This is a genomic window from Allobosea robiniae, assembly GCF_900102525.1.
Taxonomy (GTDB): Bacteria; Pseudomonadota; Alphaproteobacteria; order Rhizobiales; family Beijerinckiaceae; genus Allobosea; species Allobosea robiniae.
On the sequence record NZ_FNBZ01000007.1, the window covers coordinates 374,902 to 387,008 of the forward strand.

The 12,107-nt window shown below is 66.4% G+C and carries 13 protein-coding genes; 3 read left to right on the plus strand and 10 right to left on the minus strand.

Annotated features, from left to right (window positions below; genetic code table 11):
* Positions 1 to 9 precede the first annotated feature (9 nt).
* The 9 genes from phnD to BLQ70_RS20685 all read right to left on the minus strand — a co-directional run bounded on the left by phnD (position 10) and on the right by BLQ70_RS20685 (position 9,329).
* On the minus strand, positions 10 to 999 hold the full coding sequence (gene phnD, locus BLQ70_RS20645; RefSeq protein ID WP_091860687.1) for a phosphate/phosphite/phosphonate ABC transporter substrate-binding protein: 990 nt from the start codon (positions 997 to 999) through the stop codon (positions 10 to 12).
* 119 nt (positions 1,000 to 1,118) lie between these two features.
* Positions 1,119 to 1,901, minus strand: coding sequence for a DeoR/GlpR family DNA-binding transcription regulator (locus tag BLQ70_RS20650; RefSeq protein WP_091860811.1), 783 nt, complete (start codon positions 1,899 to 1,901; stop codon positions 1,119 to 1,121).
* Positions 1,902 to 1,999: 98 nt separating this feature from the next.
* A complete protein-coding gene (locus tag BLQ70_RS20655) occupies positions 2,000 to 2,779 on the minus strand; it encodes a sulfite exporter TauE/SafE family protein (protein WP_170843488.1) in 780 nt (259 codons plus the stop codon).
* An 82-nt stretch (positions 2,780 to 2,861) separates the two neighbouring features.
* Entirely contained in the window at positions 2,862 to 3,737 is an 876-nt protein-coding gene (locus tag BLQ70_RS20660; RefSeq protein WP_091860692.1) for an alpha/beta hydrolase, read from the minus strand.
* Entirely contained in the window at positions 3,734 to 4,765 is a 1,032-nt protein-coding gene (locus BLQ70_RS20665) for an ABC transporter ATP-binding protein (RefSeq protein WP_091860695.1), read from the minus strand. The genes BLQ70_RS20660 and BLQ70_RS20665 overlap by 4 nt, the downstream gene beginning before the upstream one ends.
* Complete coding sequence (locus BLQ70_RS20670) at positions 4,762 to 5,754, minus strand: ABC transporter ATP-binding protein (protein ID WP_091860698.1); 993 nt, start codon at positions 5,752 to 5,754, stop codon at positions 4,762 to 4,764. The genes BLQ70_RS20665 and BLQ70_RS20670 overlap by 4 nt, the downstream gene beginning before the upstream one ends.
* Positions 5,751 to 6,659, minus strand: a complete 909-nt coding sequence (locus BLQ70_RS20675; RefSeq protein ID WP_091860701.1) for an ABC transporter permease — start codon at positions 6,657 to 6,659, stop codon at positions 5,751 to 5,753. The genes BLQ70_RS20670 and BLQ70_RS20675 overlap by 4 nt, the downstream gene beginning before the upstream one ends.
* Positions 6,656 to 7,633, minus strand: coding sequence for an ABC transporter permease (locus BLQ70_RS20680; RefSeq protein ID WP_061966267.1), 978 nt, complete (start codon positions 7,631 to 7,633; stop codon positions 6,656 to 6,658). Before BLQ70_RS20680 ends, BLQ70_RS20675 begins: the two co-directional genes overlap by 4 nt.
* Positions 7,634 to 7,715: 82 nt before the next feature.
* A complete protein-coding gene (locus tag BLQ70_RS20685; protein WP_091860705.1) occupies positions 7,716 to 9,329 on the minus strand; it encodes an ABC transporter substrate-binding protein in 1,614 nt (537 codons plus the stop codon).
* 97 nt (positions 9,330 to 9,426) lie between these two features.
* On the opposite strand from BLQ70_RS20685, the gene BLQ70_RS20690 reads away from it, so the two are divergent.
* A complete protein-coding gene (locus tag BLQ70_RS20690) occupies positions 9,427 to 10,299 on the plus strand; it encodes a MurR/RpiR family transcriptional regulator (RefSeq protein ID WP_061966269.1) in 873 nt (290 codons plus the stop codon).
* Between the two features lie 12 nt (positions 10,300 to 10,311).
* Here the strand turns inward: BLQ70_RS20690 and BLQ70_RS20695 are convergent, their stop codons facing one another.
* Entirely contained in the window at positions 10,312 to 11,199 is an 888-nt protein-coding gene (locus BLQ70_RS20695; protein ID WP_091860708.1) for a LysR family transcriptional regulator, read from the minus strand.
* A 94-nt stretch (positions 11,200 to 11,293) separates the two neighbouring features.
* Between BLQ70_RS20695 and BLQ70_RS20700 the strand changes: the two genes are divergently transcribed.
* Positions 11,294 to 11,728 carry a PACE efflux transporter gene (locus BLQ70_RS20700; protein WP_091860814.1) on the plus strand — a complete coding sequence of 145 codons (435 nt, stop codon included), beginning with the start codon at positions 11,294 to 11,296 and terminating at the stop codon, positions 11,726 to 11,728.
* A 185-nt stretch (positions 11,729 to 11,913) separates the two neighbouring features.
* Positions 11,914 to 12,107 (plus strand): CoA-transferase (locus tag BLQ70_RS20705; protein ID WP_280140831.1); only part of this gene is annotated, 194 nt, incomplete at its 3' end.

Below are 12,107 nucleotides of genomic sequence, written 5' to 3' on the forward strand. Positions count from 1 at the left end.
CAGCCGACATCAATCGCCCTTCAGCTTCGAGAGGCCGTCCTGGGTATAGGTGATGCCGCTATTGCCCTGGATCAGGATGATGTCGCCCCAGGCATCCTTGTAGCTCAGCTCCTTGAAGCCCTTGGTGTCCTTGAACTCCTTGGCGAGCGCCGAATTCAGGAAGTCGAAGCTGAGGAAGGCCTGCTTGATCTTGGCCTGCAGCTCGGGCTTGAGGTCATGCGCGAGACCGAAGGCCGTGCGCGGGAACGGGCTCGATTCATAGACGATGCGGATGTCGTCGCGCTTGAACATGCCGCGATCGGCCATGCGCTCGACCACGCTGGAGGCGACGGGCGCGGCATCATAGTCCTTGTTGACCACGCCCATGATCGAGTTGTCGTGCTTGCCGGAATAGAGGACCTCGTAGTCCTTGCCCGGCACGACGCCCTTCTCCTTGAACAGGATGCGCGGCGCGGTATCGCCTGAGTTCGAGGACGGCGCGACATGGGCGACGCGCTTGCCCTTGAGATCGGCAATGCTCTTGATCGGCGAGTCCTTCGGCACGATCAGCTGGAGCGTATAGCCGATCGAATCGTCCTTCTTGGCCATGGCGACGATCGGCACGAAGCCAGCGAGGTTAACCGCGAAGGGCGTCGGGCCGCTGGCGACGCCGGCGATATGAAGGCGGCCGGAGCGCATCGCCTCGACCTGCGCGGCGTAAGACTCGGCGCCGAACCACTTGATCTTCTTGCCGGTGACCTTGCTGAGATGGGCGAGGAAATCGGCGAAGACGTTCTCGTAGACCGACGGGTCCTCCACCGGCGTATAGGAGAAGATCAGCGTGTCCGGGTCCTTCTGCTTCGCCGCATCGGTCGGGGTATCCGCCAGCAGGTCGCGATTGGCGTCGCAATAGCGGGCATCGAGCGTCCCGCGATTGGCGCAATCCTGCGCCTTCGCCGGGCCGGCGAGCCCGATCCCGAAAGCGAGCAGGCAAAGGGACGCGATCTTGGCGCTGAGCATGGCAACCTCCCTGGAAGCGGCGGCGCCCTGACGGCGCTCGTGTAAGATTTCTTCCATCCTGATCAAAAGCGATCACGGGCGCAAGAGTGCCGGCTAAGAATTGAAGGCGAAAAGCGGCTTCAGGCCACGAGCCAGCGCGTGCCGCTGCGCTCCCAGCTTTCGCGCAGGCGCGGGCCGGGCTCGGCGTCGACGACGATGAGGCTCAGCGCCTCTGCCGGCGCGACGCGGGCCGTCCCTGTCTGCTCGAACTTGCTGTGGTCGGCCAGCGCGAGACTCTGCCGGGCGCGGCCCATCGCAGCTTGCCGCACCGCGATCTTCTCGAGGTCGAAATCCATAGGCGCGCCGTCATCATCGAAGCCGCCGAGGCCGATGATCGCATAGTCGAAGCGGAAGCCCATGATGCTAGCGATCGCGGCTTGCCCGACGAGCGAGCCGTTGGCCCCGCGCGTCGTGCCGCCGGTTACGACCACGTCGAAGACGCCGTGATTGCAGAAGATCTGGGCGACTGAGACGCTCGCGGTCACCACCCGCAGGCCGGGCTTGTTGATCAGCGCCCGCGCCGCAGCCTCGACCGTGGTTCCGACATCGAGGAAGACCGAAGCACCGGGCGGCACGATGCGCGCCACCGCGGCGCCGATCCGCTCCTTGCCGCGCGGCGAGACCGTGAGCTTCTGGGCATAGGCCGAGCGGATGCCGCCGGAGGCAAGCCCCGCCCCGCCATGGAAACGCTGCAGGAAATTGCCGGCCTGCAGGCGGATGATCTCGCGCCGGACCGTCTGGGCCGAAACCCCGAAGCGCTCGGCCAGGGTCTCGATCGTGGTGAAGCCGAGCTCCTGCACGAGGTCGAGGATCTGCCGCTGGCGCGAGGTCAGGGTCTCGGTATCGGGAGCGGAAGGGCTCATCGCATGTCCGTGCCAGACGTGCCGGGCACGGGAAGGCCGCCCGGCCACGCGCGTATGATAGCCGCCCGACGCGAAATGCAAGCGGCGGCGCGAAGCGTTCAGCTGCCGCTCATCCACAGCGCATGGAGCGATTGCGCGATGGCGAAGCCGCTGACCGCGAGCAGGATCACGATCGCGACGATGCGATAATGGCGCTGCAGGGCGGAGCGGAACAGGCGCGTCCCGATCACCTGTCCAAGGAACAACGCGGGAACCGTCACCGCCGCCAGCAGAGCCGTCGAGGCTCCCATCAGTCCGGACGCCCCCGCGAAACCGATCGCGACCGTGTCGGAGAGCAGGAAATACAGCACGATCGAGGCGCGCCCGACATGCATCGCCGTCTGGGCGTTGAGATAGAACAGCACGACGGGCGGGCCGCTCATCGCGGCGGCGCCATTGAGCAGGCCGGAGAGGATGCCGACGCCGAAGGTCGCAGGCGCGCCCGGCTCGCGGCTTGCTTTCAACCCGGCGGCGAGGGCGCAGGTCGTCGCGAGCACCACGAGCGCGATGACGAGGCGCATCACATCGGCCGGCAGGGCCGCAAGACCATAGAGGCCGATCGGCGTCGCCAGCAGCGCGCCGGCGACGAGCAGCAGGACCGAGCGCAGATGCGCCGAGCGCCACAAGCCCGGCAGCAATTGCAGACTGCCGACGACTTCGAGCAACAGCACCATCGGCACGGCCGTGACGGGGTCGGCGATCACGGCGAGCAGCGGCACGGCCACCAGCGCGAAACCGAAGCCGGTATAGCCGCGCATGATCGCCGTCAGGAAGACGACGAGGATGCAGGCGCAAACCTGCCCCGTGCTGAACGGCTGCAACAGCGCGGCAATCGTCATGAAGCCCTCGTCGAATCGGCCGCCGCCGCATTGGCGTGGCCGAATCCTCTGCCCGCGACGGGCGAGGCTGTATAGCAGGCTGTCAGAGAACCGGCGCCGCCTGCTTGCCGAGCTCTTCGGCCGGCGGAATCCGGCCGCCTTCGAACCAGTAGGACGCGGCCGCGCGCGACATCGCCGCCCCGTCATGGCCGATGCCGCCGACCGTGATCAATTGCCAGTTGCAGGGCATGCCGAGGCGTGCCGCTTCGGCTCGGCCGAATTCCAGCATGTTATGGGCGCGGCCATAGCGATGCGGCCCCTGCGCCAGGGCTTCCGGCTGCGACGGCAGGTTCGGGTCGTCGGTGACGATGTCGCGATCCCCCGCGAAGAGGATCATCGGATAGGCGAGCCAGCGCGTCAGCGCCGCCTTGTCGAGCCCGAGCCCGCCAAGCCCTTCCGGGAAGTTCCGCTCCGGCGTCGGCAGGGTGTACCAGCCGGGATTGGACGCCATCGCCGCTTCGAACAGCGCGCCGCCCTCCGTCGCCAGCATGCGATGCACGAACTGGCCACCAGCCGAATGGCCGAAGATGCGGATGACCGGCTTGTCGATCACGCCGGCGGCGCGCAATGCGTCGAGCACGCGCCCTGGCACGGCGTAGAGCCATTCGGCGCGCGGCGCCACGGCGCCATCCGTCGTGATCACCAGGCCATTATTATAGCCCTCGGCCTTCGGGAAAGGCTCGTTCGGGAAGGTCGGCGCGACGATCAGCAGGTTGTGCTTCTCGGCCGCGTCGATCCAGAAATCGCGATAATCGTCGCCATTGCGCAGCATGCCGTGCTGCACGACGATGACCGGATCATTCGGCTGATGCCGTGCCGGGCGATAGAAATTGACCTCCAGAGGCTTGTCCGGATGGCTCGCATCGATGAAGGGCAGCGCGCTGCGCCCGACCGGCGGGTTGAGGGTCTTGGTGGTCATGCGGCCTCCGGAGCCTTGTGCAGATGGCAGGCGGCGCTGCGGCCGGGCGCGATCTCGGTGAGAACCGGCCGAACCTCGCGGCAGACCGGCATCGCCTGCTCGCAGCGCGGATGGAAGGGGCAGCCGGGCGGCGGCGCCAAAGGCGAGGGCAACTCGCCCTTGAGCGGCTGGAAGGCGCGCTTGCGCCGCGCCGCCGAAGGAATCGCCGCGATCAGCGCCGCGCTATAGGGATGCGCCGGCTTGGCGAAGATCTCAGCCGCCGTGCCAACCTCGACGATGCGGCCGAGATACATGATCGCGACGCGGTCGCTGATATGCCGGACGAGACCAAGATCGTGGCTGACGAAGAGATAGGTCAGGCCATGGCGCTCGCGCACGTCCATGAACAGGTTGATCACCTGCGCCTGGATCGAGACGTCGAGCGCCGAGACCGGCTCGTCACAGACCAGGAAATCCGGCTTCACGGCCAGCGCCCGCGCGATGCCGATGCGCTGTCGCTGCCCGCCTGAGAACTGGTGCGGATAGCGCTCGCGATAAGCGAGATCGAGCCCGACCTCGCTCAGCGCCTGGTCGACGGCTCCATCGATCTCCGCCTTCGGCAACAGGTTGTGGACGCTCAAGGCCTCGCCGACGATGCGGCTGACTTTCATGCGCGGATCGAGCGAGGCATAGGGGTCCTGGAAGATCATCTGGACCTTGAGCAGGAAATCGAGCCGCTCCTTGCCCTTCAGGCCGGCAACCGGCTGTTGCTCGTAGACCACCTCGCCGGTCGTCGGCTTCAGGATGCCGGTGACGACGCGCGCCAGCGTGGACTTGCCGCAGCCGGATTCGCCGACGAGGCCGAGCACCTCGCCGCGCTTGACGCTGACATCTATGCCGTCGACGGCGCGCAGGACCGGCGGCGCCTTGCCACGTCCGGTCGCCATCAGGATGCGTTCGGCCAGCGTCGGCTTGCGGCGGAAATGCTTGGTGATGCCCTTGAGCTCGATGATCGGGGCGCTGGTCTGGGCACTTGTCGAAGCACTCATGCCGCTTCTCCCACCGGCACCGGATTATGGCAGCGGAAGCGATGCGCGCCATCGCCTGTCGTTTCGGGGTCGTGCTCGGCGCAGATCGGCTGGACGCGCGGGCAGCGCGGCCGGAACGGGCAGCCGCTTGGGCGCGCGTCGATGCGCGGCGCCACGCCGTCAATCTGGTTCAGGCGTGCGCCGGGCGCGACATTGGCGGCCGAGGAGTTGAGCAGGCCGAGCGTATAGGGATGGCGCGGAGCGTCGAGCACCGCGTCGACAGGCCCGATCTCGACGACGCGGCCGGCATACATCACGGCGACCCGGTCGGCGAGCTCGGCCACGACCGCGAGGTCATGCGTGATCCAGAGGACGGCCGTCCCGGTCTCGCGGGCAAGCTTCTGCACCTCGAACAGGATCTGGCTCTGGATGGTGACGTCGAGCGCCGTCGTCGGCTCGTCCGCGATGATCAGGTCGGGCGCGTTGAGCAATGCGGTCGCGATCGCGACGCGCTGGCGCATGCCGCCGGAGAACTCGTGCGGGAACTGCTTGAGCCGCGCTTCCGGCGAGGAGATGCCGACCCGGGCCAGCGCCTTCGCCGCTTCACCGAGCGCCTCATCGCGGCTGCAATCGCGATGCTCCAGGATCGCCTCGCTCATCTGCTCGCCGATGCTGAGCACCGGGTTCAGCGTCATCAGCGGGTCCTGGAAGATCATGGCGATGCGGTCGCCGCGCAGATCGCGCAGGCGCTCCTCGCTGGCAGCACGCAGATCCTCGCCGCCGAAGCTGATCGTGCCGGCGACAATCTCACCTGGCGGATCGATCAGGCGCACCAGCGAGAAGCCGGTCACCGACTTGCCGGAACCGGATTCGCCGACGAGCCCCAAAACCTCGCCGCGCGAGACGCTGAGATCGACGCCGTCGACGGCGGGCCAGGCGCCGTCGACCGCATGGAAAACGGTTCGGAGGCCGCGGACCTCGAGCAAGGGATCGGTCGTGAGATCGGTCATGAGCGCACGTTGAAGCTGCGGCGCAGCCGGTCGCCGACGAGGTTGAGCGAGCCGATCAGCAGCACCAGCGCGATGCCGGGGAAGACCGCGATCCAGTATTCGCCGGAGAGCAGGAACTCGAAGCCATTGGCGATCAGCAGGCCGAGCGAGGGCTGCGTCACCGGCACGCCGACACCGAGGAAGGACAGCGTCGCCTCCAGCGTGATCGCGCCGGCAATGCTGATCGAGGCGACGACCAGAACCGAGCCGACCGAGTTCGGCAAGAGATGCGCGATCATGATGTGCCGGGTCGGCAGGCCGAAATTCAGCGCAGCCTCGATATATTCCTTGCGCCGCTCGACCAGCGCGGAAGCGCGCATCAACCGAGCGTACTGCGCCCATTGCACGAGGATGATGGCGAGGATGACCTTGTCGACCCCGCGCCCGATCGAGGCGAGCAGCACGAGAGCGATCAGGATCGAGGGGAAGCCGAGCATGAAGTCGACGACGCGCATGATCACCGCATCGACCACGCCGCCGAACTGCGCAGCGACAAGCCCGGCCGAGATGCCGATGAACAGCGCGCCCAGCGTCGCGGTGAGCCCGACCATCAGGCTGGTGCGCAGGCCGTAGAGGATGGCGCTCAGCATGTCGCGCCCTTGCGAATCCGTGCCGAGCCAGTAGGTTATGCCGTTCATGCCGGCCTCGCCCGGCGGCAGGCGGTTATCCATCACGCTGAGCGAAGCGAGATCATGCGGATTCTGCGGCGCGATGACCGGCGCGAGCAGCGCCAGCGCCACCATGATCCCGAGCAGGATCGCCGCGCCGCGCGTCGTCGGCCGGTTGCGGATGCGCCGCAGCACCTTTTCGCGGAGCGGCGTGTCGGCATAGTCAGGGACGGCCGGAGCCTTGGCCTCGGCGCTCATGCCATCTCTCCCGTCAGCTTCACGCGCGGATCGAGCGCGGCATAGAGGATGTCGACGAGGAAATTCACGGTGACGAAGAGCAGCGTCGCCAGCAGGACATAGGCGACGACGACAGGCCGATCGAGCTGGTAGACCGAATCGATCAAAAGCTTGCCCATGCCCGGCCAGGCGAAGACCGTTTCGGTGATCGTCGAGAAGGCGACGAGGCTGCCGAACTCGATGCCGATTACGGTGACGACCGGGATCAGGATGTTGCGCAGCACATGCCGGCCGACGACGCGGCGCGGCCTGACGCCCTTGGCGCGGGCATATTTGACGTAATCCTGCGTCATCGCCTCGGTCGTGCCGGCGGCAACAAGGCGGATCATCAGCGCGATCTGGGGTATGGCGAGGTTGATTGCCGGCAGCGCGAGATGGGTGAGCCCGTCCCGGGTCAGAAGACTGGTCTGGATGCCCAGGACCGAGACCGTCTCGCCGCGGCCTGCCGTCGGCAGCCAGCCCAGCACCACCGCGAAGAGCAGGATCAGCATCATGCCCTTCCAGAAGCTCGGCAGCGAGAAGCCCAGCACCGTACCGCCCATGATGATGCGCGAAGGCCGGCTGTCCGGGTCGAGCCCGGCATAGAGGCCGACCGGAACGCCGGTGACGATGGCGAGCGTCATCGACAGCAGCACGAGTTCGAAGGTCGCCGGCAGACGGCCGAGGATCAGCTCGATCGCCGGCACGCCATGCACGAAGGAGCGGCCGAGATCGCCCTTCAGCGCATTGCCCATGAAGACGAAATATTGCTGCCAGACCGGCAGGTCGAGACCGAGGCGGCGGACCAGCGCCTCGCGTTCAGCCGCACTGGCCGAGGGCGAGACGAGCAATTCGACGGGATCGCCGATGCCGTAGACGGCGAAGAACACCACGACCGAAACCGCGAGCAGCACGAGCACGCTCTGGATCAATCGCTGCAGGACATAGGCGGTCATGATGCTCGACCGGCTCCGCTCAATGGGTCACGGGCCGCCCTCGGCGGGCGGCCCGGCTTGTCGATGGGTTGTCGGCCGACGGTTACTTGGCTTTCGGCTTGACCGACATCGCCAGCATGTACTGGTCGGCGCGGCCCTTGACGTCGAGCTCGGACTTGAAGGCCCAGATGCCGCTCTCGAAGTGCAGCGGGATGAAGGCGTAGTCCTCGACGACGATCTTGCCGGCCTCCTGCAGGAGCTGCGAGCGCTTGTTGTCGTCGAGCGTCGAGATCGCCTCGCGGATCAGCTTGTCGAACTGGTCGTTCTTGTAGCCGCCATAGTTCGATCCGCCGATCGTCTTGGCCTCGTTCGGGGTCGGCGGCCACTGGCGCAGGAAGGAGGCCGCCTCGCCGGTGCCGGAGCCCCAGCCGCCGATCGCGACGGAGAATTCCTTCTTGGCGCGGCGCGGGAAATAGATCGCGCGGGTCATCGCGTCGACCTCGGTCTTGATGCCGACCTGGGTCAGGTACTGCGCGACGGCCTGGGTGATCTGGCTGTCGTTGATGTAGCGGTCGTTGGTAGTCGAGAGCGTGAGCTGGAAGCCCTTGGCATAGCCGGCCTCGGCGAGCAGCTTCTTCGCCTGCGCCGGGTCATAGGCCAGCTTCGGCGGGTTCGGCCGCGTGCCGGACATGCCGGTCGGCAGGTACTGGTAGGCCGGCTCCGCCGCACCGTCCATGATGCGCTTGACGATGGCATCGCGGTCGATGGCGAGCGACATCGCCTTGCGGACGCGCAGGTCCTTCAGCGGATTCTTGCCGTCCTCGGACTTGACGAAGGGGCTCTGGTCGCGGGCGACGTCGAGCTGGAAATAGACCACGCGGGTCGAGGGCGTGATGACATGGCCGAAGCGCTTGTCGCCCTTGATCCGGCCGAGATCGCGCGCCGCCGGGTTCTCGATCACGTCATAGTCACCGGCAAGGAGACCCGCGAGACGCGGGCCGGCATTGGTCACCGGGAGCAGGCGCACGGTCGCCCAAGGCTCGGCCTTGCCCCAATAGCTCGGGTTGCGCTCGAGCTCGATCGCCGATCCCCGCACATAGGACTTGAGCTTGTAGGGGCCGGTACCGATGGCGAGCGTGCCGTCGTTGAAGCCGGTCACCGTCGGCCAGGCACCGGTGACGCCGCAATTCTTGGCGATGTCGTAGCTGATCGGGCCGTGCTCGACGATCGAAGCCGAGAGGATGCTGAGACCCGAAAGCAGGTTCGGCAGCAGCGGCTCGGGCTCCTTCGTGTTGATCACCAGCGTCTGCGCGTCGGGCATTTCGACCGAGGCGAAATTGCCGGTGATATCGGCGAATGAATCCGAGACCTTGGTCTCGTTCTTCAGCGTGCGGCAGAAGGTGAAAACCACGTCCTCGGCGGTGAAGGGCTTGCCGTTGGTGAACTTCACGCCGTCGCGCAGCTTGAAGGTCCAGCGGTTCTTGCCGTCGTTCTGCCAGGAGGTCGCGAGGTTCGGATGCAGCTTCTGCTGTTCGTCCTGGCGCACCAGCGAATCGAAGATGTGCTGGGCCAGCGCATTGTTGGGAGAGAGGTCATGGTAGTGCGGATCGACCGCCGTCGGCTCCGACGACAACGCGATGCGCAGCGTCTGCGCCGAAACCGCCGTACCGGCGAGACAGGCGGCCGCGAAAGCCGCGAGGAAAAGGGGTTTACGCATGGTGTGGTCCGCTCCCGATTGAGAACCGCTTTTGACAGCTTTATTTTCGTCCAGTAGCAAACATGAAAATTTTCGAACGTCAATCGGGTAGCCGCGCATGTCACAGGGCCTGAAGCCGACGACGGATCTCTCGAACCGGATCGCCCGGATCTACCCCTCGCTGAGCAACGGCCACCGCCGTGCCGCGGACTTCGTGCTGCAGCATCCGCTCGACGTCGCGACCATGACGATCGAGGGGCTGGCCGAGGGCAGCGGCACCTCCAACGCGACCGTGACGCGCTTCGTCCGGGCGCTCGGCTATGGCGGCTATGGCGAGTTCCGCGGCGCGCTCTCGGCTGCTCTGAAATTCGCCCATGACCCGGTCGACAATTTCGCCGGCGCCCGCTCCGCCGCCGGCTCGATCTTCGCAACCTTCACCGCCGCGCTCGCCGACCAGAACGCCAATCTCCAGGCCGCCCGCGACGGGCTCGACGAGGCGTCCGTGACAAAGGCCGTCGAGCTGCTGCTGAAGGCGCCGCGCGTCTTCATCGCCGCCTCGGGCGCGAGCCACCATGTCGCCTCCTTCCTGGAGGACGGGCTGGCGCTCTATCTCGATGCCGACGTGACCTTCGCCTCCTCGCGCACCGGGCCGGAGCGCGCCATCCGACACATGATGTCGGCACGCCCGGACGACCTCGTCGTCGCGATCGCGGTGCCGCGCTATTCACGCGCCACGCTCGATCTCGCGACCTTCGCCAAGAAGCGCGGCGCCGCGCTGCTGGCCCTGACCGACAGCCCCACCTCGCCGCTCGCTCCCGTCGCGGACGTGACCCTGTTCGCCCCGGCGCGCAGCAGGCTGCTGCCGAATTCGCCGACCGCGGTCTTCGCATTGGTGGATGCGCTCATCGCCGCCATCGCGCGGGAGCGCCCGGACGCGGTCGAAGCCCTGAAGGAGCTGAGCGAGAATCTGCTCTGGACGTTCCACCAGTAGCGAATAGGAGGCTCAGGCGGCTCCGATGCGCGCTGCCGCGAAGCGCTCGCGCAGCCAGCGCGCTGCCGGGCCGCAGGGTCGCTGCTTGTGCCAGACCATTTCCAAGGCGACCGGCAGGTCGAAATTGTCGAACTGAAGATCGGGCGTGACGAGATCGGCCGTCACCGGCGAATTCTCGATGACGTAGCTGGAGACGAAGGCCCAGCCGATACCCTGCTTGACCAGTTGCAGGATCACCCAATGGCTTTCGACCCACCAGACCTCGGCCGCGACGCGCAGGCGCTGCTTTTCCGGTCCGTCGCCACGCGCCGCGACGAGGATCTGGCGATGCCGCTTGAGTTCTTCCCAGTCGACGCGGGTGCCGGCGAGCGGATGGCCCTTGCCGCAGACCAGCTTGATCGGCACCCAGCCGACCGTCTGGAAGCCGAGCTCCGGCGGCAGCGCCTCCTGGCGCCACATCACGCCGATATCGGCCTGGCCGGCCAGGACGAGCTGGCTGACATCCTCCATCAGCGGGAACAGCAGCTCCAGCTCGACATGCGGGAAATGCCGCGCGAAATCGGCAAAGAGCGCGCCCAGCAGATGCTCCGGATAAAGCTCGTCGATGGCGACGACGAGCCGCGTCTCGACATGGCTCTCGAAGCTGCTGGCGACGCCGATCAGGTGTTCGCGGCGGTCCAGGATGACCCTGGCCTCGCGCAACAGGCGCTCGCCTGCCGCCGTGAGCACGGGATTGCGACCGGCGCGACTGAACAATGCGACGCCCAGATCCTCTTCCAGATTGGCGACCTGCGTGCTCACCGCCGACTGCGCCTTGCGCAAGGCCCGTCCCGCTGCCGAGAAGGAACCCTGCTCGGCGGCCGCGACAAAGGCTTCGAGCTGCTCGAAGGAGACATTCATCTATCTGACAATCAGATATAACCTAACTTGAGAAAGCCAGATTTGACGATAGAAGGCACCGCGTCAACGAGAACAACAGGTGTTTCGGATGTCCATGCGTTCTTTCCCCGACCGGGTTCGCCATACGGTGCTGTTCGAGGTGCTCGGGCTTGCGCTGGTGATCCCCGGCGGCGCCATGCTCTTCAACCTGCCGGCAACGCATATGGGCGTGATCGGCGTCGGCTCGGCCACCGTCGCGACGCTCTGGAACTTCGTCTACAATCTCGGCTTCGACCACGCGATGCTTCGCCTCATCGGACACACCCGCAAGAGCCTGGCGTTGCGCGTGCTGCATGCGCTGCTGTTCGAAGGCGGCCTGCTTGTCCTGCTGCTGCCGCCCATGGCCTGGTATCTCGGCATGGGCCTGTGGCAGACCTTCGTGATGGATCTCGCCATCGTGGTTTTCTACGTGGTCTACGCCTTCCTCTTCAATCTGGCCTATGACCGGGTCTTCCCGATCCCCACGGTGCCGCAAATGGCCGCAGCCTGAGCCTCTTTGCCGCTCTGACCGGCGAAAGTCTCCGGTTTCCCCTCTGCGTGCCGGCAGCCTATGCCACGGCAGCCATGGACATTCGCCGGCGATCGTATTTTGATCGAAGCGGAACCACCGGGACGGCCTGCTCCGTCCCGGCCAGGATTGCGTGACGCGGCATCAGGCCGCGCCGGGGAGAAGCGATGACAGGTAAGATCTATGACGGCCCGGGCGCGGCGCTCGAAGGGCTGCTTTTCGATGGCATGACGATCATGTCCGGGGGCTTCGGCCTTTCGGGCAACCCCGAGAGCCTGATCCCGCAGATCCGTGATTCCGGCGTGAAGAACATCACCGTGATCTCGAACAATGCCGGCGCCGACGGCTTCGGCCTGTGGAT

Coding starts and splice junctions, on each gene's coding strand:
- phnD (WP_091860687.1), bottom strand. CDS start 999: ATGCTCAGCGCCAAGATCGCGTCCCTTTGCCTGCTCGCTTTCGGGATC.
- BLQ70_RS20650 (WP_091860811.1), bottom strand. CDS start 1,901: ATGAGCCCTTCCGCTCCCGATACCGAGACCCTGACCTCGCGCCAGCGG.
- BLQ70_RS20655 (WP_170843488.1), bottom strand. CDS start 2,779: ATGACGATTGCCGCGCTGTTGCAGCCGTTCAGCACGGGGCAGGTTTGC.
- BLQ70_RS20660 (WP_091860692.1), bottom strand. CDS start 3,737: ATGACCACCAAGACCCTCAACCCGCCGGTCGGGCGCAGCGCGCTGCCC.
- BLQ70_RS20665 (WP_091860695.1), bottom strand. CDS start 4,765: ATGAGTGCTTCGACAAGTGCCCAGACCAGCGCCCCGATCATCGAGCTC.
- BLQ70_RS20670 (WP_091860698.1), bottom strand. CDS start 5,754: ATGACCGATCTCACGACCGATCCCTTGCTCGAGGTCCGCGGCCTCCGA.
- BLQ70_RS20675 (WP_091860701.1), bottom strand. CDS start 6,659: ATGAGCGCCGAGGCCAAGGCTCCGGCCGTCCCTGACTATGCCGACACG.
- BLQ70_RS20680 (WP_061966267.1), bottom strand. CDS start 7,633: ATGACCGCCTATGTCCTGCAGCGATTGATCCAGAGCGTGCTCGTGCTG.
- BLQ70_RS20685 (WP_091860705.1), bottom strand. CDS start 9,329: ATGCGTAAACCCCTTTTCCTCGCGGCTTTCGCGGCCGCCTGTCTCGCC.
- BLQ70_RS20690 (WP_061966269.1), top strand. CDS start 9,427: ATGTCACAGGGCCTGAAGCCGACGACGGATCTCTCGAACCGGATCGCC.
- BLQ70_RS20695 (WP_091860708.1), bottom strand. CDS start 11,199: ATGAATGTCTCCTTCGAGCAGCTCGAAGCCTTTGTCGCGGCCGCCGAG.
- BLQ70_RS20700 (WP_091860814.1), top strand. CDS start 11,294: ATGCGTTCTTTCCCCGACCGGGTTCGCCATACGGTGCTGTTCGAGGTG.